Source organism: Salmonella sp. SAL04202 (genome assembly GCF_046550775.1).
In the GTDB taxonomy this organism is placed as follows: domain Bacteria; phylum Pseudomonadota; class Gammaproteobacteria; order Enterobacterales; family Enterobacteriaceae; genus Salmonella; species Salmonella enterica.
This window is the reverse complement of the sequence record NZ_JBGDXK010000001.1, coordinates 1,191,569-1,209,668: the sequence shown is the minus strand read 5'-3', so window position 1 is coordinate 1,209,668 and position 18,100 is coordinate 1,191,569. Positions and strand designations below refer to the sequence as shown.

Annotated in this window: 18 protein-coding genes; 10 read left to right on the top strand and 8 right to left on the bottom strand. The window is 52.7% G+C overall.

Annotation, left to right across the window (positions count from 1 at the left end):
• Positions 1-59: 59 nt before the first annotated feature.
• The 5 genes from osmY (at position 60) to clcB (ending at position 4,931) form a co-directional block, all read left to right on the top strand.
• A complete protein-coding gene (gene osmY / locus ACLJQJ_RS06085; protein ID WP_000557304.1) occupies positions 60-770 on the top strand; it encodes an osmoprotectant ABC transporter permease OsmY in 711 nt (236 codons plus the stop codon).
• A gap of 28 nt (positions 771-798) precedes the next feature.
• Positions 799-1,701, top strand: a complete 903-nt coding sequence (osmX, locus tag ACLJQJ_RS06080; RefSeq protein ID WP_001211186.1) for an osmoprotectant ABC transporter substrate-binding protein OsmX — start codon at positions 799-801, stop codon at positions 1,699-1,701.
• 9 nt (positions 1,702-1,710) lie between these two features.
• Positions 1,711-2,358 (top strand): osmoprotectant ABC transporter permease OsmW, encoded by a 648-nt coding sequence (gene osmW / locus ACLJQJ_RS06075; protein ID WP_000379677.1) that lies wholly within the window; start codon positions 1,711-1,713, stop codon positions 2,356-2,358.
• Positions 2,358-3,506: an osmoprotectant ABC transporter ATP-binding protein OsmV gene (osmV, locus tag ACLJQJ_RS06070; RefSeq protein WP_000593088.1), complete on the top strand. Its 1,149-nt coding sequence runs from the start codon at positions 2,358-2,360 to the stop codon at positions 3,504-3,506. Before osmW ends, osmV begins: the two co-directional genes overlap by 1 nt.
• 135 nt (positions 3,507-3,641) lie before the next feature.
• Positions 3,642-4,931: a voltage-gated ClC-type chloride channel ClcB gene (gene clcB / locus ACLJQJ_RS06065; protein WP_000554908.1), complete on the top strand. Its 1,290-nt coding sequence runs from the start codon at positions 3,642-3,644 to the stop codon at positions 4,929-4,931.
• Here the strand turns inward: clcB and bioD are convergent.
• The 3 genes from bioD to ACLJQJ_RS06050 all read right to left on the bottom strand — a co-directional run bounded on the left by bioD (position 4,887) and on the right by ACLJQJ_RS06050 (position 7,955).
• Entirely contained in the window at positions 4,887-5,582 is a 696-nt protein-coding gene (bioD, locus tag ACLJQJ_RS06060) for a dethiobiotin synthase (RefSeq protein ID WP_000919206.1), read from the bottom strand. The two genes, clcB and bioD, sit on opposite strands and share 45 nt — an antisense overlap.
• 125 nt (positions 5,583-5,707) lie before the next feature.
• Entirely contained in the window at positions 5,708-6,928 is a 1,221-nt protein-coding gene (mlc, locus tag ACLJQJ_RS06055) for a sugar metabolism global transcriptional regulator Mlc (RefSeq protein ID WP_063809218.1), read from the bottom strand.
• A gap of 127 nt (positions 6,929-7,055) precedes the next feature.
• Entirely contained in the window at positions 7,056-7,955 is a 900-nt protein-coding gene (locus tag ACLJQJ_RS06050; protein WP_001019577.1) for a LysR family transcriptional regulator, read from the bottom strand.
• Positions 7,956-8,074: 119 nt separating this feature from the next.
• Between ACLJQJ_RS06050 and ACLJQJ_RS06045 the strand changes: the two genes are divergently transcribed.
• A complete protein-coding gene (locus ACLJQJ_RS06045) occupies positions 8,075-9,328 on the top strand; it encodes an MFS transporter (protein WP_000091796.1) in 1,254 nt (417 codons plus the stop codon).
• Between the two features lie 66 nt (positions 9,329-9,394).
• Here ACLJQJ_RS06045 and ACLJQJ_RS06040 read toward each other — a convergent pair whose 3' ends face one another.
• The gene (locus ACLJQJ_RS06040) at positions 9,395-9,487 is read right to left on the bottom strand and encodes a KPN_01571 family protein (protein WP_001068154.1); all 93 of its coding nucleotides are present in this window, start codon (positions 9,485-9,487) and stop codon (positions 9,395-9,397) included.
• Between the two features lie 236 nt (positions 9,488-9,723).
• On the opposite strand from ACLJQJ_RS06040, the gene asr reads away from it, so the two are divergent.
• Together asr and ACLJQJ_RS06030 are read left to right on the top strand one after the other, a co-directional pair.
• The gene (asr, locus tag ACLJQJ_RS06035; protein ID WP_063809217.1) at positions 9,724-9,972 is read left to right on the top strand and encodes an acid resistance repetitive basic protein Asr; all 249 of its coding nucleotides are present in this window, start codon (positions 9,724-9,726) and stop codon (positions 9,970-9,972) included.
• 268 nt (positions 9,973-10,240) lie between these two features.
• Positions 10,241-11,062, top strand: coding sequence for a trypsin-like serine peptidase (locus ACLJQJ_RS06030; RefSeq protein WP_000549649.1), 822 nt, complete (start codon positions 10,241-10,243; stop codon positions 11,060-11,062).
• 39 nt (positions 11,063-11,101) lie between these two features.
• On the opposite strand, the gene mdtI is transcribed toward ACLJQJ_RS06030, so the two are convergent.
• Both mdtI and mdtJ read right to left on the bottom strand, forming a co-directional pair.
• Entirely contained in the window at positions 11,102-11,431 is a 330-nt protein-coding gene (gene mdtI / locus ACLJQJ_RS06025; protein ID WP_001183821.1) for a multidrug/spermidine efflux SMR transporter subunit MdtI, read from the bottom strand.
• Positions 11,418-11,780, bottom strand: coding sequence for a multidrug/spermidine efflux SMR transporter subunit MdtJ (gene mdtJ, locus ACLJQJ_RS06020; protein WP_000500278.1), 363 nt, complete (start codon positions 11,778-11,780; stop codon positions 11,418-11,420). The genes mdtI and mdtJ overlap by 14 nt, the downstream gene beginning before the upstream one ends.
• Before the next feature lie 417 nt (positions 11,781-12,197).
• Between mdtJ and ACLJQJ_RS06015 the strand changes: the two genes are divergently transcribed.
• Positions 12,198-13,232: an AI-2E family transporter gene (locus ACLJQJ_RS06015; RefSeq protein WP_001118268.1), complete on the top strand. Its 1,035-nt coding sequence runs from the start codon at positions 12,198-12,200 to the stop codon at positions 13,230-13,232.
• Positions 13,233-13,406: 174 nt separating this feature from the next.
• Here the strand turns inward: ACLJQJ_RS06015 and pntB are convergent, their stop codons facing one another.
• Together pntB and pntA are read right to left on the bottom strand one after the other, a co-directional pair.
• Positions 13,407-14,795, bottom strand: a complete 1,389-nt coding sequence (gene pntB / locus ACLJQJ_RS06010) for a Re/Si-specific NAD(P)(+) transhydrogenase subunit beta (protein WP_000014056.1) — start codon at positions 14,793-14,795, stop codon at positions 13,407-13,409.
• A gap of 10 nt (positions 14,796-14,805) precedes the next feature.
• Entirely contained in the window at positions 14,806-16,335 is a 1,530-nt protein-coding gene (gene pntA / locus ACLJQJ_RS06005; RefSeq protein WP_001219360.1) for a Re/Si-specific NAD(P)(+) transhydrogenase subunit alpha, read from the bottom strand.
• A gap of 526 nt (positions 16,336-16,861) precedes the next feature.
• On the opposite strand from pntA, the gene ydgH reads away from it, so the two are divergent.
• A complete protein-coding gene (gene ydgH, locus ACLJQJ_RS06000; protein ID WP_000769294.1) occupies positions 16,862-17,806 on the top strand; it encodes a DUF1471 family protein YdgH in 945 nt (314 codons plus the stop codon).
• Positions 17,807-18,100 lie beyond the last annotated feature (294 nt).

Below are 18,100 nucleotides of genomic sequence, written 5' to 3'. Positions count from 1 at the left end.
ATAACAACACGCGACTCTTAACGTCGCCATAACACATGCAAACAGGGAGACACACCGCAATGCACACCCTCACCCTAAAACGCGTACTTGGGTTCACTATCGTCATTTTGCTGTTACTGGCGCTGTTTATCTGGGGAATCGGTCTGGAGACGCTGAAAGCGCGTCAGGTCGATCTGCTGTATCTCGGACAACGGCATTTGATGCTGGTCTTTACGTCCATGTTTTTTGCTTTACTGGTCGGTATCCCGAGCGGGATTTTACTCAGCCGACCTGCGGCAAAAGGATTTGCTGAATATGTCATGCAAATCTTTAATGTTGGTAATACCTTGCCGCCGCTGGCCGTTCTGGCCTTAGCGATGGTGATTATCGGGATCGGCGATACGCCCGCCATTGTCGCGCTATTTCTGGCCTCCCTTCTGCCTATCGTCCGCAATACCTATGCGGGCCTCTGTTCCGTTCCCGCCTCACTGATTGAAGCGGCGAACGGGATTGGGATGACAAAATGGCAGCGGCTTCGCCAGGTAGAGCTACCTAATGCGTGGCCAGTGATGCTGTCCGGTATTCGCATCGCGACCGCCATCAATGTCGGCACCGCGCCGCTGGCCTTTCTGATTGGCGCCAGCAGCTACGGCGAGCTGATTTTCCCGGGAATTTATCTCAACGATTTTCCGACGTTGATCCTCGGCGCAACGGCCACGGCGTTATTCGCGCTGATTCTTGACACTCTGCTTGCCTGGTTTGGGCGACGCCTTAGCCCTCATACCGTCTGAACGCATAAATAACAATAAGGAGCGTTAAATGAGATTCAAAAAACACCTGTTAGGATGGCTTGCCGCAACGCTGTTGTTCAGTAACCAGACGCAGGCCGCGCCGCTGGTTCTCGCCACCAAAAGCTTTACCGAGCAGCATATTCTTTCCGCTATGACCGTTCAGTATTTGCAGAAGAAAGGCTTTCAGGTTCAGCCGCAAACCAATATCGCCGCGGTGATTTCACGTAATGCGATGGTGAATAAACAAATTGATATTACCTGGGAATACACCGGTACATCGCTGATTATTTTCAACCGTATCGATAAGCGCATGAGTCCACAGGAAACCTACGACACGGTAAAACGCCTGGATGCGAAGCTGGGCCTGGTATGGCTCAAACCGGCTGACATGAACAATACTTACGCGTTCGCGATGCAGCGCAAACGCGCCGAGTCGGAAAATATCACCACCATCTCGCAAATGGTGGCAAAAATCGAACAGGTCCGGCAGAACGATCCTGACCACAACTGGATGCTCGGCCTCGATCTGGAATTTGCCGGGCGCAGCGACGGAATGAAGCCCCTTCAGCAAGCCTACCAGATGCAGCTTGATCGCCCGCAAATACGACAGATGGACCCAGGGCTGGTCTATAACGCCGTTCGGGATGGGCTGGTTGACGCCGGGCTGGTCTATACCACCGACGGACGGGTGAAAGGGTTTGATCTGAAAGTGCTGGAAGATGATAAAGGCTTCTTTCCAAGTTACGCTGTCACGCCCGTGGTGCGTAAAGAGGTGCTGGAAGCCAATCCTGGCCTTGATGACGCCTTAAACACCCTTTCCGGCCTGCTCAATAACGATGTGATATCGACCCTAAACGCCCAGGTCGATATCGAGCATCGCACGCCGCAACAGGTAGCCCATCAATTTTTGCAGGACAAAGGTCTGCTGTAAGGAGCGCCTATGGATACGATACATTATATGCTGGATAACGCAGGCTATCTCGCCAGCCTTACCTTTCAGCATCTCTGGCTGGTCGCGCTGGCCGTCGGTCTGGCGATTATCATCGGCGTACCGTTAGGCGTTTTGATTGTACGCCACAAATGGCTGGCAACGCCGGTATTGGGCGCCGCCACGCTACTTCTTACCATTCCGTCTATCGCGCTGTTTGGATTAATGATCCCGCTCTTTTCGCTGATCGGACATGGTATTGGCGTTCTGCCCGCTGTGACGGCCGTTTTTCTCTACTCTTTACTGCCGATTGTCCGTAATACCCATACTGCGCTTGATAGTTTGCCGCCCGGTCTGCGTGAAGCGGGACGCGGCATCGGTATGACTTTCTGGCAACGGCTGCGCTGGGTCGAAATCCCAATGGCCCTACCGGTTATTTTCGGGGGTATCCGCACCGCGGTAGTGATGAATATCGGCGTGATGGCGATTGCCGCGGTGATCGGCGCCGGCGGTCTGGGGCTGCTACTGTTAAACGGCATTAGCGGCAGTGATATTCGCATGTTAATTGCCGGCGCGCTGATGATCTGTCTACTGGCAATTGTACTTGACTGGCTGTTGCATCGTCTGCAAGTCGTACTGACACCTAAGGGGATACGATAATGATAAAACTGGAAAATCTCACCAAACAATTTGTACAGAAAAAGGGTCAGCCGCTAAAAGCCGTCGACAACGTCAACCTGAACGTGCCGGAAGGCGAAATGTGCGTCTTACTCGGTCCCTCCGGCTGCGGCAAAACCACCACGTTAAAGATGATCAACCGGCTGATCGCGCCCAGCAGCGGTAATATTCTTATCAACGGCGAGAATACCAACGATATGGATACGGTAACGCTACGCCGCAATATTGGGTATGTTATCCAGCAGATCGGCCTGTTTCCTAATATGACGATTGAAGAAAATATTACCGTTGTGCCGCGCATGTTGGGTTGGGACAAAGCGCGCTGCAAGCAACGCGCCGAAGAGTTGATGGACATGGTGGCGCTGGATGCCAGAAAATTTCTGCATCGCTATCCAAAGGAGATGTCCGGGGGACAGCAACAGCGTATTGGCGTGATCCGCGCTCTGGCCGCCGATCCGCCGGTACTGCTGATGGATGAGCCCTTCGGCGCGGTGGACCCCATTAACCGCGAAGTGATCCAGAACCAGTTTCTGGATATGCAGCGTAAGCTAAAAAAGACTGTGATGCTGGTCAGCCATGATATCGACGAAGCGCTAAAACTCGGCGACCGTATCGCCGTGTTCCGTCAGGGGCGAATTGTACAGTGCGCCAGTCCTGATGAACTGCTGGCCAAACCGGCTAACGAGTTTGTCGGGTCGTTTGTCGGTCAGGACAGAACGTTAAAGCGTTTGCTACTGGTCTCCGCGGGCGATGTTACCGACCAACAGCCAACCATTACCGCGCGGCCTTCCATGCCGTTAAGCGAGGCATTCGGCATTATGGATGATCACGATATTCGCGCCATTACCGTCATTGACAACGACGGTAAGCCACTGGGATTTGTGAAGCGCCGGGAAGCGCGGAACGCCAGCGGAATCTGCGCCGATATCACCCATCCTTTCCGTATTACGGGCAAAGCGGAAGATAATCTGCGTATTGTGCTGTCCAGATTGTACGAAAGTAATACTAGCTGGATGCCGATCGTTGATGAAGACGGACGCTATAACGGTGAAATCTCTCAGGATTACATCGCCGATTATCTCAGCTCAGGCCGCACGCGTCGGGCGCTAAATATTCACGAAAACAGCTAACGCTGCCGCCGGATGGCCTCTCGCTATCCGGCAATATCATTATTGTACGCAATATTATATCGCACATAGTGCTTTTGCGTCTGACGCCATTTCCCCGCAGAATAGGCTATCCTGAAACTCCCTGTTTACCCGCTCATGCATCGTTTACACGCTTACCCGGATCTGCGCGCGATGTTTCGTCGCCTGCTGATCGCTACGCTCATCGGTATTCTCGCGGCGCTGGCTGTCGCCGCCTTCCGTCATGCGATGCAATTGCTGGAGTGGATTTTCCTGAGTAATGACACTGGCAGTCTGGTGAATGCGGCTGAGGGGCTTTCGCCCTGGCGACGGCTGATTACGCCGGCGCTTGGCGGCCTGGCCGCTGGTCTGTTGCTGTGGGGGTGGCAAAAAATGAACCAACAGCGCCCCCATGCGCCCACTGACTATATGGAAGCATTGCAAACCGACGGGCAATTTGACGTTGGCGCCAGTCTGGTGAAATCGCTGGCCTCGCTGCTGGTCGTGGTCAGCGGCAGCGCAATTGGTCGCGAAGGCGCAATGATCCTCCTCGCCGCGCTGGCGGCATCCAGCTTTGCCCGACGCTTCACGCCGCGTGAGGAATGGAAATTATGGATCGCCAGCGGCGCCGCTGCGGGCATGGCGGGCGCTTACCATGCGCCGCTGGCGGGCAGCCTGTTTATCGCGGAGATCCTGTTCGGTACCTTAATGCTGGCTTCCCTCGGCCCGGTTGTCGTTTCCGCCGTCGTCGCCCTGCTAACCACCCATGTATTAAACGGTAGCGATTCACTACTCTATACCGTACATCTGACCGTTGATCTCCACGCGCGGGAGTACGTCATGATAGTCAGTACCGGCCTGGTCGCCGGTCTGTGCGGCCCGTTGCTGATGTGGCTGATGACAGCCAGCCATAATAGTTTCTTACGTTTAAAACTGTCGCCGCCCTGGCAACTGGCGTTGGGCGGGCTTATTGTCGGATTACTGTCGTTACTCACGCCCACGGTATGGGGAAACGGCTATAGCGTCGTACAATCATTTCTGCTCTCCCCACCGCTATTCTCGCTGATTGGCGGAATTTTTGCGTGCAAAATCCTGGCGGTGCTCGCCAGCAGCGGGTCTGGCGCGCCGGGCGGCGTCTTTACGCCAACATTATTTGTCGGATTATCCATTGGAATGTTTCTGGGTCGGATATGGGGATTCTGGCTGCCAGGCTCGGATGAAATAGCGATTTTATTGGGGCTGGCGGGTATGGCGACGCTACTGGCGGCGACAACCCATGCGCCGATAATGTCCACCCTGATGATTTGTGAAATGACCGGCGAGTATCAGTTACTCCCCGGTCTGCTGATTGCCTGTGTAGTCGCGTCAGTGCTCTCGCGAACGTTACGCCATGATTCTATCTACCGCCAGCACGCTGCCGAGCATTGACAAACGAATATACTGCCCCAGCTCACGCTGCTCGGCGCGCGGCAGGTACGGTAACTCGCCAATCAGCGGCGCTGGCAGTTTTTTCCCAAGCACATCAATAATTTCAGCATAATGCGCCAGGCCAGGATTGATACGATTCGCCACCCAGCCAATTAATGGCAGTCCATCGTTAGCGACAGCTTGCGCAGTCAGTAGCGCATGATTAATGCACCCCTCCTGAATCCCTACCACCATCAATACCGGTAACTGTTCCTGTACCACCCATTCGGACAATGGACGTAAATCATTCATCAAACTACGCCAGCCGCCAGTGCCCTCCACAACCACGTGGTCCACTTTATCGCTCAGGCTCGCCAGACCGTTGGACAGCAAGGTGTAATTTATAGGACAGCTATGCGCGACGCTGCTTTCTTCTTCGCTTAACGCGATCGGATTAATCGCCTCATACGGCAACTCCAGCGAAGAGACGCTTTGCAATACCAGCGCGTCTTTGTTGCGCATCCCTTCTGCAGTCTCTTTGCTCCCTTTAGCGACAGGTTTATACCCTGCAACGCTCTTACCACCCGACGCTAACGCTTGTAGTAATGCGCGGGAAACCACCGTCTTCCCAACAGAAGTGTCTGTACCTGTAATAAAGAAACGCTTCAGCATCACTAACTCCACCGTTATGCTTCGAAAATATAAGCCAGGAAAATAATACAGTGGAGAAAGTCTAAGATATGGCAAGGGCAATCAGCTTGAGTTAGCGCAAATTTTTGTACAACAGTTAAAAAATGTTAACCCTGTAATAGACGAATCAACAAAGAGCCGTTATACATCGCGTCTTTTACCAACGCCGCCCCGGCCATCGTGCCCTGGTTGGTAAACTGCGTGCTTTCCACTACCGTATTCCTACTGTAGGCGGGCAGCGCCTGCTGACGGATACTGTCAGCAATGGCCGGAAAAAGGATATCAGCCGCTTTACTTAGCGGCGAACCAATAAGAATTTTTTGCGGATTAAATAAATTCACCATGATAGCCAGAATGCGTCCGACATGCGCGCCAACGCCGCTAATAATATCTTTTGCTAATAGATCTCCCTGCATCGCCGCCTGACACAGTGAATCTACCGTTAACGGCTGGCCGTGCAACATTGAACTCATCGACTGATTAAGCCGAAGCTGCGTAAGTTCCAGCACGCTATCGACGCTGGCGATGGTCTCCAGACAGCCATGATTACCGCAATAACAGCGCTTACCATAAGGATCGACCTGGGTATGCCCAATCTCTACCAGACTGCTACTGCCCGCATGAAGCAAATGACCGTCGGTGATAACGCCCGCCCCCACATTATGATCAATCACCACCTGGATAACGTCGCGCGCGCCGCGTGAGGCGCCAAAAAGCGCCTCTGCCATCGTCCAGGCGCTAATATCATGCTGAATGTAAACCGGTACGCCAGTGTGCCGCTCCAGCACATCTCCCAAAGGCATCTCTTTGACATCTTCGTAATACGGCATCCGGTGCACAACGCCGTTTTCGGTATCGATAATGCCCGGTAACGTAATGGCAATAGAGGTCAGACGCTCCAGTTTCTGCTGATGGCGGGTAAAAAACCGATCAACGTGCGTAATAATTCGCTCAAGCAACGGCGTGGCTTCGGTTAACGGCAGCGGCAGACACTCTTCTACCACCAGTTTGCTGCTAAGATCGCGTAGCGCAAGGAAAATTTCGCCACGGCTAATACGAATAGATAAATAGTGCCAGGCCTCCGTTTCCACCATCAGCCCGACGGCGGGACGTCCACGACTGCCCGCCTCTTTAATTTCAAGTTCCTGAACCAAATGCGCTTCCAGCATTTCGCGAACAATTTTCGTAATACTGGCAGGCGCCAACTGCGCCAGACGAGACAGGTCAATTCGCGATACCGGTCCGAGCTGATCAATCAGGCGATACACTGCGCCAGCATTGGTCTGCTTAATTTGATCGATATGCCCAGGCTGACTATCAGCAACCACCGCTCACTCCCTTTATTTTCGCGCTCCGAAATAATCTGTGTGCTATGGTGAAACACTTCAATACTCGCCGTCAACTTTTTGCTTAGCCGTGTGATTAACTGCACATTTTCACCCTTTTTAAGCGTAATTAATCCCGTCGGGCAGCCAGTAATAGCAGTTGGCAAAACCGCTGTACGGCATGACTCTGTTCATGATGCTTTGGCCATACCAGCCACATTTCAGATACGGCGTCCTCTTCTGCCAGGGGAACCCAGCGCATCTCGCTCATCTGTACACGCTTAAAGGATGCCGGCAGAATCGAGACGCCCAGTCCCGCCGCCACCAGACCGATAATAGTCATTGCCTCGCCAACCTCCTGCGTGATGGTCGGCGACAGGTTATAGCGCCGCATCAGGCCGAGAATATCGTCGTAGAGGCCCGTCCCGACATGTGGATCGAAAAAGACGAAAGGTTCTTCCGCCAGTTCTGTCAGACTGACGACCGGCTTTTGCGCCAGCCGATGTTCGCGCGGGATCATGGCCATAAGCGGCTCATGCAAAATCACCTCGCGATTAAGTGTGTCGGGCAACGGCGTATTCCGCAGTAAGCCAATATCCAGTACGCCTTCGTTGAGCGGCGCGATTTGCTCACGCGTATTCATTTCACGCGTTTGCATATGCACCCCCGGATAGGACTGGCGGAACAGCGAAAAGGTATGCGATACCGCCCGAATAAAAGGCGCTGAAGACGTAAAGCCAATACGGATTTCACCCGCTTCGCCCTGATGCAGCCGCTCGGCGCGAGCGGCGGCGTCGTTTACCAGACTCAGGATGTGTCGGCTGTCCACCAGAAACTGTCGCCCGGCGGCCGTTAACGCTACGCTGCGGTTGGTCCGCGCCAGTAATCGCGCGCCGACCTGCTGCTCCAGAATTTGTATCTGCTGACTCAGCGGCGGCTGCGAGATATTGAGGCGCGCGGCGGCGCGACCAAAATGCAGCTCTTCTGCTACCGCCACAAAGTAACGTAAATGACGTAATTCGATATTCATATTTTTAACGTCTTATTTGAGACAATTAATATATTAGACAGAATATTTTGCTTTTTCTATGCTTTACATGTCGGTTATACCCGTCTCCTGTTGACGGAGATGTAAAGCAAGGATTTAACGTGAGTCGTACAACTATTCTCGATGACGCCACGGCGAGCGATATCGATGAACAACGCCATTCTCAGCCGGTTCAATTTATTAAACGCGGTACAGCGCCTTTCATGCGCGTCACGCTGGCCCTTTTTTCCGCGGGCCTGGCGACTTTCGCGCTCCTTTATTGCGTTCAGCCTATACTACCGGTACTTTCCCAGGAGTTTGGCGTCTCCCCCGCCAGCAGCAGCGTTTCACTTTCTATTTCTACCGCCATGCTGGCTATCGGCTTACTTTTTACCGGCCCGCTTTCTGATGCGATAGGCCGTAAACCGGTGATGGTCACCGCCTTGTTATTAGCCTCCTGCTGCACATTGTTATCAACCATGATGACCAGCTGGCATGGTATTCTGATTATGCGCGCGCTGATCGGTCTGTCGTTAAGCGGCGTCGCCGCGGTGGGAATGACCTACCTGAGCGAAGAAATCCATCCCAGCTTTGTCGCTTTCTCTATGGGGCTTTATATTAGCGGTAATTCCATCGGCGGGATGAGCGGGCGTTTATTAAGCGGCGTCATGACCGACTTTTTTAACTGGCGCATCGCGCTGGCGGCCATCGGATGCTTTGCGCTGGCGTCCGCGCTGATGTTCTGGAAGATTTTACCCGCCTCGCAACATTTCCGTCCCACGTCGCTACGGCCTAAAACGCTATTTATTAATTTTCGTCTCCACTGGCGCGATCGAGGGTTACCTCTGCTGTTTGCGGAAGGCTTTTTACTGATGGGCGCGTTCGTCACCCTGTTTAACTACATTGGCTATCGCCTGATGCTCTCCCCCTGGGAATTAAGCCAGGCCGTGGTCGGACTGTTATCCGTAGCCTATCTCACCGGCACATGGAGCTCGCCGAAAGCTGGCGCAATGACCTCACGCTATGGCCGGGGGCCGGTGATGCTGTTCTCTACCGCAGTAATGCTGGGTGGGCTTTTACTGACGCTTTTTACCTCGCTTTGGCTGATTTTTGCCGGGATGCTGCTTTTTTCCGCCGGCTTTTTCGCCGCGCACTCCGTGGCCAGTAGTTGGATTGGCCCGCGTGCGCGCCGGGCGAAGGGACAGGCCTCGTCACTTTATCTTTTCAGCTATTATCTGGGGTCCAGTATCGCCGGGACGCTAGGCGGCGTATTCTGGCATAGTTACGGCTGGAACGGCGTAGGCGGTTTTATCGCGCTAATGCTGGTGCTGGCCATCCTGGTCGGGACGCGGTTACATCACCGTCTTCACGCCTGAAAAGAAATAATCCGGCGATAGCAACGTGCGCTATCGCCGGGCTGGTTTCACGCCACGACTCACTGTTCACCACAGACCTGTCAGGCTTGATACGCCCATAACTTCTCTGATTGCATCCAGCGCCAGAAGCGTAAATACCACCCAGATTATCGGATTCATATACGGTGTGCCTGTTATTCTGGAGGGCGGATATTACCGACTCTGCGACCAAAAATAACGACCGGTAACGTAAAGCTACCTATTATGGTGGGGGGCTGACATCGCGTTACCGGGGGATTGTACATAGCGTTACATGCCGAAACCAATCACTCACGGAAGCCTTTTGATAACAGCGATATAGTCATTTCACCGGCCCCGCAGTGGGGTTGAATGAAAACCAAATCGAGGGTATCAAAATGAAAAAAGTATTAGCTCTGGTTGTTGCCGCTGCAATGGGTCTCTCTTCCGCAGCATTCGCGGCTGAGACTGCAACGCCTGCGAAAACCGCAACGCCTGCCAAAACAACCCAGAACACCCAGCACCACAAAAAACAGCATAAAAAAACCGTTGAGCAAAAAGCGCAGGCGGCTAAAAAGCACCAGAAAAAAGGTGGTAAAGCGCCAGCCAAAACCCCGTCAAAACCAACTACTCAACCGGCTGCGTAAGTCGTAACATGCTGCGGCGCGCCCCCGCGCCCGTTTTTACGGCGCTAAATTGTTCTGGTTTAGCGCCGCCTTCCGGGAGGGCAAAAAAGTGTCTCGCTACCGCTTTGAGCTCATTCTTATCGTGCTTATTTTATGCGCCGCTATTGCCACGCATTTCTATCTTTCCTGAGTGTAGTTATCTGATTTTACTCCCACTTTCTTACCGTCACGTCTATAGTAGTACTGAGGGTTTGTTGTTAATAATCATAATTACCCACCAGAGTGTGATATGCATAAAACCATTGCTGTATTACTGGGCATAGTGTGTTTTTTACCGGTTATGGCGAAAGCCAGGGGGGCTGAAACAGACGCCACGGATGCCAGCGACGTTAAAACGCTTTTTTTTAACCATGACGATCGGGTGCCCGTCGCCGATCCTACCCAATCGCCGTGGGATGCCATCGGGCAACTAGAGACCGCCAGCGGTAATTTGTGTACGGCAACGCTTATCTCCCCGCATATCGCCCTGACAGCAGGTCACTGCCTGCTAACGCCACCGAAAGGAAAACCAGATAAGGCGGTTGCGCTGCGTTTTGTGGCGCGAAAAGGAGTATGGCGCTATGAAATCCACGGCATTGAAGGCCGCGTTGAACCGTCGCTGGGCCGACGCCTGAAAGCGGATGGCGATGGCTGGATTGTGCCGCCTGCCGCGGCAAGCTGGGATTTTGGTCTGGTAATATTGCGCTACCCACCTTCCGGTATCACGCCAGTGCCTTTATTTACCGGCGATAAAGCGGCGCTCACTGCGGCGTTGAAAGCCGCAGACCGAAAAGTCACGCAGTCTGGTTATCCGGAAGATCATCTGAATGCGCTCTATTCCCATCAGGATTGCGTCGTGACCGGCTGGGCGCAGAATGCCGTACTCTCACACCAGTGCGACACGTTACCGGGCGACAGCGGCTCGCCGCTCTTATTGCACACGGATAGCGGATGGCAGCTTATTGGCGTACAAAGCTCCGCCCCTGCGGCTAAAGATCGCTGGCGCGCCGATAACCGCGCTATATCCGTCACCGGCTTTCGCGATAAGCTGAAAGCTCTGGCGCAGGATTAATGCGGGAATCGCTGCCTGAACCGACAGGCAGCGATCGTCTCAGGCAAATTTGATCATGACCATTCCGGCGAGCAGCAATATCACGCCAACCCAGCCTTTGGGGTTTAAGCGCTGGCCGAAGAGCACCCAGCCCGCCGCCAGCGTGGCGGCAATACCAAAACCGCCCCATAACGCATACGCCACCGACAGGTCTATCCCTTTTACCGCCTGGGAAAGCGCGCTGAAGGCGGCCAGAACAGCGGCAAGCGATAAGATGCCATAGCATTTACGGCGAAAGCCGTCCGAAAATTTCAACAGTACGTTAGCCGCGATTTCCAGCATTATTGCCAACCCAAGCCAGGCGCCGTGTATCCATTCAAATTGTTGCACGAGTCGCCTCCTTCACCGGTTTGCCGGGTTTACGCGTCCCTGATTTGATCAATACGATGCCGGCGACCAGCGTCAGCAAGCCGGCAATCTTCATGGTTGATAATGCTTCATCAAATAGCAGCACGCTAAAAATGGTAATAAATAAAATGCCGATCCCTTCCCATAAGGCATACGCCACACCCAGGGCAATCTTTTTTACCGCAAAAGAAAGAAATATATATGACAGCGTGATCATCACCAGCATTAAAATAAAACCCGCATTGCCATTACCCACGCTAGCCCATTTCATTGAGAGCGTGCCGGTAATTTCAGTCGCGATAGCCAGAGCTAATAAAATCCAGTAAAACATGACACTTCTCCTGCATGAGAATATACTCTTTCGAGTCTGCTGCACGCAGCAAACTAAAAAATAAAATCAGTTAGCACAGCGCATTGCGCCAGCTCAGGCAGAAGTGAGAGACTAAAGTGCGTTACGCCAGTGCTGCTCGCCGATAAGCAGGAAAAAGGAGGTAGAGTGAAGATGCGTTTGCGTGGAGAAAAAAGCGCTGAACATATTGTCCATAATATTACAATTATCCGCAGTGTTGCTTCTCGTCATCGCGGATGATAATTGTCCTCGGTAGTTGAACACGCCTGATTTGTATCATAAGCCAGGAATTAACTCAAAATATTTTCACTTCTTTACCTGAAGTGTTTGATTTTAACCAGAACAGGTCGACCGACATCACATTATTATTCGTGTCGGCATCAGAAAACAGGGACTGATATGGCAAAACCGATCATCACGCTCAATGGTCTAAAAATCGTCATTATGCTGGGAATGCTGGTGGTTATTCTGAGCGGTATCCGCTTCGCCGCAGATATCATTGTTCCCTTTATTTTGGCGTTATTTATTGCAGTCGTTCTCAATCCCGTTGTGCAACGGATGACCCGATGCCGAATTCCGCGCGTTATCGCCGTATCATTGCTCATTGTGATTATTGTTATGTTAATGGTACTGCTACTGGCCTATTTGGGGACATCATTAAATGAACTGGCTCGTACCCTACCGCAATATCGCTCCTCATTGGTGATACCGTTGCAACGTATTGAACCGTGGTTACAGCGAGCAGGCATTGGCGTGTCGGTTGATGAGCTGGCGAAATATATCGATCCAAACGCCGCCATGACTCTGGTAACGAACCTGCTCACCCAGCTGTCCAATGCCATGTCGTCCATCTTTTTATTGTTATTGACCGTGGTATTTATGCTGCTGGAGGTTCCACAATTGCCTGAAAAACTGCAGCAGATGATGAGCCGTCCGGTGGAAGGCATGGCGGCAATTCAACGCGCGCTTGATAGCGTTTCCCATTATCTGGTGTTAAAAACAGCGATCAGTATCGTGACGGGGCTGGTCGCATGGGGCATGCTGGCCGCGCTGGATGTCCGCTTCGCCTTTGTCTGGGGTCTACTGGCCTTCGCGCTGAACTATATTCCTAATATTGGATCGGTGCTCGCTGCCCTGCCACCCATTATTCAGGTGCTGGTATTTAACGGGTTTTATGATGCGCTGCTGGTGCTGGCAGGCTATCTGCTGATTAATCTGGTCTTCGGCAATATCCTTGAGCCACGAATCATGGGACGTGGTTTAGGTCTTTCAACCTTAGTGGTATTTTTGTCGTTAATTTTCTGGGGCTGGCTATTAGGTCCGGTGGGCATGTTGCTCTCCGTTCCGTTAACCATCATTGTCAAAATCGCCCTCGAACAGACCACCGGCGGGCAGAGTATCGCCGTTCTGCTTAGCGATTTAAACAAAAGATAAAATGCAATATATACACAAAATCATTCAAGATGCCTCGCGGCGGCAAGGGAAGAAATCCCCGGGAGCATAGATAACGATGTGACCGGGTTTTCTGAGCGCAGCCAACAAAGAGGCAGCTTAAAGGATGAAGTGTATAAAAACGGCCTCCGAAGAGGCCGCCGCACGTTTAAAAGATTAAAGCGCTTTCAGAATTGCATCCACGCTGGCTTTGGCATCGCCAAACAGCATTTGCGTATTCTCTTTAAAGAACAGCGGGTTCTGCACACCAGCATAACCAGTATTCATTGAACGCTTAAAGACCACGACATTCTGTGCTTTCCACACTTCGAGAACCGGCATACCGGCGATCGGGCTGCGGGGATCGTCTTGCGCCGCCGGGTTCACCGTATCGTTCGCGCCAATCACCAGCACGGTATCGGTATCGGCGAAATCATCATTGATTTCGTCCATTTCCAGCACGATGTCATAAGGCACTTTCGCCTCCGCCAACAGCACGTTCATATGCCCCGGCAGGCGACCCGCCACCGGATGAATGCCGAAACGCACGTTGATACCGCGTGCACGCAGTTTTTCGGTGATTTCCGCCACCGGATACTGCGCCTGCGCCACCGCCATCCCGTACCCCGGCGTAATAATGACGGAGTGGGAGTTTTTCAGCATCTCAGCGGTCTCTTCCGCCGTAATTTCGCGATGTTCGCCAGCTTCCTGATCGTCGCCCGTTGAGGAGCCGTCAGTACCGAACCCACCGGCAATAACGCTGATGAAAGAGCGGTTCATCGCTTTACACATAATGTAAGACAGGATCGCGCCTGACGAACCGACCAGCGCGCCGGTCACAATCAGCAAATCGTTGCTCAACATGAAGCCAGCCGCCGCGGCAGCCCAACCGGAATAGGAGTTCAGCATTGAAACAACCACCGGCATGTCCGCCCCGCCGATAGAAGCGACCAGATGCCAACCAAACGCCAGCGCGATAATGGTCATCAGCAGTAGCGCCAGAACCTGTAGACCCACGCTTTCGGTACGAACAAAAACCAGCAGCAACAGGAAAGAAACAACCAGCGCCGCCAGGTTCATTTTGTGACGGTTAGGCAACATCAACGGCTTAGAAGAGATTTTGCCGCGCAGTTTACCAAACGCTACGATCGATCCAGTGAAAGTGACTGCGCCAATAAAGATACCGAGGAAGACTTCGGTCAGATGGATATTCACCAGCACCGGCGCCAGACTGGCGTCATGGTACAGATAGCTGTTAAAACCAACCAGTACCGCTGCCAGACCCACGAAACTGTGCAGAATCGCGACCAGCTCCGGCATCTCGGTCATCTCAACTTTTTTCGCCATGCGGATGCCAATCGCGCCGCCAATAATCATGGCGACCAGAATCCATGCCACGTTGCCGGTATCCGGCCCGAAAATGGTCGCCAGCAACGCGATCGCCATCCCGGCAATACCGAAGTTATTCCCCTGGCGGGACGTTTCATGCTTTGAAAGCCCGGCAAGACTGAAAATAAACAGGATCGCGGCAACAATGTATGCAGCTGTAACTAATCCTCCAGACATGTGTTACCCCTTAGTTTTTCCGGAACATTTTCAGCATACGCTGAGTCACGGTGAAGCCACCGAAAATATTAATGCTGGCGATAAGCACCGCGATAAAGCTCAGGAAGCTGACCCAGCCGCCCTGACCAATTTGCAATAATGCCCCGACAACAATAATCCCTGAAATTGCGTTGGTCACCGACATTAATGGCGTATGAAGCGCATGAGACACGTTCCACACCACGTAATAACCAACCACGCAGGCGAGCGCAAACACGGTAAAATGGCCGAGGAACTCTTTTGGCGCGACATCGGCCAGCCAGCCAAAAAGAATGATCGCCAGCGCCATTAACGCATACTTCCGCCAGGGTGAAGCGGGCTTTTCCGGCTCTTTTGGCGCAGGTGCTGCTTTAGGCGCGGCCTGTGGCTGCGCGGAAACCTGGATTGGCGGCGCAGGCCAGGTAATGTCGCCGTCGCGAATCACCGTCACGCCACGGATCACGACATCGTCAAAATCCACGTCAATATTGCCGTCTTTCTCTTTGCACAGCAGCTTCAGCAGGTTAACCAGGTTGGTGCCATAAAGTTGGGATGACTGCGTCGGCAAACGCCCCGGTAGATCGGTGTAGCCAATTACTTTCACGCCATTGTCCGTCGTCACAACCTGATTGGCGACGGTATATTCGCAGTTACCGCCATTCTGCGCGGCCAGGTCGACAATCACGCTGCCGGCCTTCATAGAATCGACCATATCGCGGGTAATCAGCTTCGGCGCAGGTTTGCCCGGAATCAACGCGGTGGTAACAATGATATCGACTTCTTTGGCCTGGGCGGCAAAGAGCGCCATTTCCGCTTTGATAAACGCCTCGGACATCACTTTGGCGTAACCATCGCCGCTACCGGCTTCCTCTTTAAAATCCAGTTCGAGGAACTCAGCCCCCATACTCTGGACCTGCTCTTTGACTTCAGGACGAGTGTCAAACGCGCGGACAATCGCCCCCAGGCTGTTTGCCGCGCCGATAGCCGCAAGACCGGCTACGCCCGCGCCAATCACCATCACCTTCGCCGGCGGCACTTTCCCGGCGGCAGTGATTTGGCCGGTAAAGAAGCGCCCAAATTCATGCGCGGCCTCTACAATGGCGCGATAACCCGCGATATTCGCCATTGAGCTTAACGCGTCGAGCGACTGCGCGCGGGAAATACGCGGCACGGAGTCCATCGCCATCACCGTAACCTTACGTTCGGCAAGTTTCTCCATTAACCCAGGATTTTGCGCAGGCCAGATAAAACTGACCAGCGTAGTCCCGGGGTTCAGTAAAGCGATTTCCTCTTCTTCAGGCGCATTAACCTTGAGAATAATTTCCGACTGCCAGATAGCATTGCCGTCGACAATATCCGCGCCAGCCTGCGCAAACGCTTTGTCGTCAAAACTTGCCAGTTGACCCGCCCCGCTTTCGATAGCGACGCTAAACCCCAGCTTCAGTAGCTGCTCTACCGTTTTCGGCGTCGCAGCGACACGGGTTTCATTGGGTAACCGCTCTTTTGGTATGCCAATTCGCATAAATGTTCCCTTCCATCGTTATTTTTGATGATGGTTTGTCAGTAAGCGCGAGAAGCGTACGCCTGCCCGCGTTTGAGGTAAATGTTACCCCAGCAGAATAAAACCGTTACAAACTCTCTATAACCTACTGAAAATAACGCCTGTGATCTAGCGCCAAAAAACAGAATTTTTTATCAAATTTGCAAAACATGAACGATTCAGCCGCTAAGCAGCCATAATGCCTTGAAAATGGCCTGCGAGGGCTGATAATTCGCTCAAATTTGACAGCAAAACATCATTAAACCCCTGGCGCGATCAAGAAATTAACATTAAATTAACTTATTAAATTTATGCGCTTCATTAGCTTAGCCGCCCGGACGCCGTTTTTTTCGACATATCGGCAAATGTTATCATCAAAGATAGGATACATGACACGATGCGTGAAAAATCCCGCAGACATCCATATGGTTTAAATGCAATAATCAGCCACGTTTCTAGTCAATAACAATACCAGTACCTGGTTTGCGCAAGGCGAAGGATTATTTTTATGAAGCTTAAGAACACTCTCCTGGCGTCGGCTCTGCTTTCTGCGGCTGCTTTTTCTGTCCATGCAGCAACAGAACTGACGCCGGAGCAAGCGGCTGCACTAAAACCTTATGACCGCATCGTTATTACCGGTCGTTTTAATGCTATTGGCGATGCGGTCTCCGCCGTGTCCCGCCGCGCAGATAAAGAAGGCGCAGCCTCCTTCTATGTTGTCGACACCTCGGAGTTCGGCAACAGTGGTAACTGGCGTGTTGTGGCGGACGTGTATAAAGCCGACGCGCCGAAAGCCGACGCGCCCAAAAATCGTGTCATTAATGGCATCGTGGAATTACCGAAAGACCAGGCCGTACAATTAGAACCGTATGACACCGTCACCGTTCAGGGCTTCTACCGTAGCCAGCCGGAAGTTAACGATGCCATTACGAAAGCGGCGAAACAAAAAGGCGCATACGCTTTCTATATTGTTCGTCAGATAGATGCGAATCAGGGCGGAAACCAGCGCATCACTGCATTTATCTATAAACAAGATGCGAAAAAACGCATCGTCCAGAGCCCGGACGCTATTCCGGCAGACTCTGAAGCTGGCCGCGCCGCGCTGGCTCAGGGCGGCGAAGCTGCGAAGAAAGTCGAAATTCCAGGCGTCGCCACGTCAGCCTCGCCGAGCGCCGAAGTAGGCCGTTTCTTCGAAACGCAATCCTCCAAAGGCGGGCGTTACACTGTCACACTACCGGATGGCACAAAAGTTGAGGAGCTGAATAAAGCGACGGCTGCGATGATGGTGCCTTTCGACAGCGTTAAGTTCACCGGCAACTACGGCAATATGACAGAAATCTCCTACCAGGTCGCCAAACGCGCGGCGAAGAAAGGCGCTAAGTATTATCATATTACGCGTCAGTGGCAGGAGCGCGGCAATAACATCACCATCAGCGCCGACCTCTATAAATAAGGCGCGCGTCGCCATCAGGCTTCTCGCCGGATGGCGACATACCTGCCTTATCAGGCCTACACGATCGTTCAACGGCAGGCCTGATAAGCCGCCATCCGGCACTTTCTCGCGGGATGCCAGTTCCGTCAAATATCGCGATGAATCTCACTTTTCGCTTTTTTGGCGATAAATCTTATCCAGGCCGTTGCATGCGGTCCCTTCTCTCCGTAAAATCCCGCGCCTTAGTGGCTTTCACCATTTTTATGCGTTTTGCCATAATAATTATTCTTCCAATTTCATTTTTATAGCTGGATA

Excerpts from the sequence above, each read along its gene's own strand:
- mdtJ (WP_000500278.1), bottom strand. The coding sequence starts at position 11,780 with ATGTTTTACTGGATTTTATTAGCTCTGGCTATCGCGACTGAAATTACC.
- osmX (WP_001211186.1), top strand. The coding sequence starts at position 799 with ATGAGATTCAAAAAACACCTGTTAGGATGGCTTGCCGCAACGCTGTTG.
- osmW (WP_000379677.1), top strand. The coding sequence starts at position 1,711 with ATGGATACGATACATTATATGCTGGATAACGCAGGCTATCTCGCCAGC.
- asr (WP_063809217.1), top strand. The coding sequence starts at position 9,724 with ATGAAAAAAGTATTAGCTCTGGTTGTTGCCGCTGCAATGGGTCTCTCT.
- pntA (WP_001219360.1), bottom strand. The coding sequence starts at position 16,335 with ATGCGAATTGGCATACCAAAAGAGCGGTTACCCAATGAAACCCGTGTC.
- ACLJQJ_RS06030 (WP_000549649.1), top strand. The coding sequence starts at position 10,241 with ATGCATAAAACCATTGCTGTATTACTGGGCATAGTGTGTTTTTTACCG.
- ACLJQJ_RS06050 (WP_001019577.1), bottom strand. The coding sequence starts at position 7,955 with ATGAATATCGAATTACGTCATTTACGTTACTTTGTGGCGGTAGCAGAA.
- bioD (WP_000919206.1), bottom strand. The coding sequence starts at position 5,582 with ATGCTGAAGCGTTTCTTTATTACAGGTACAGACACTTCTGTTGGGAAG.
- ydgH (WP_000769294.1), top strand. The coding sequence starts at position 16,862 with ATGAAGCTTAAGAACACTCTCCTGGCGTCGGCTCTGCTTTCTGCGGCT.
- pntB (WP_000014056.1), bottom strand. The coding sequence starts at position 14,795 with ATGTCTGGAGGATTAGTTACAGCTGCATACATTGTTGCCGCGATCCTG.
- osmV (WP_000593088.1), top strand. The coding sequence starts at position 2,358 with ATGATAAAACTGGAAAATCTCACCAAACAATTTGTACAGAAAAAGGGT.
- ACLJQJ_RS06015 (WP_001118268.1), top strand. The coding sequence starts at position 12,198 with ATGGCAAAACCGATCATCACGCTCAATGGTCTAAAAATCGTCATTATG.
- ACLJQJ_RS06040 (WP_001068154.1), bottom strand. The coding sequence starts at position 9,487 with ATGAATCCGATAATCTGGGTGGTATTTACGCTTCTGGCGCTGGATGCA.
- osmY (WP_000557304.1), top strand. The coding sequence starts at position 60 with ATGCACACCCTCACCCTAAAACGCGTACTTGGGTTCACTATCGTCATT.
- clcB (WP_000554908.1), top strand. The coding sequence starts at position 3,642 with ATGCATCGTTTACACGCTTACCCGGATCTGCGCGCGATGTTTCGTCGC.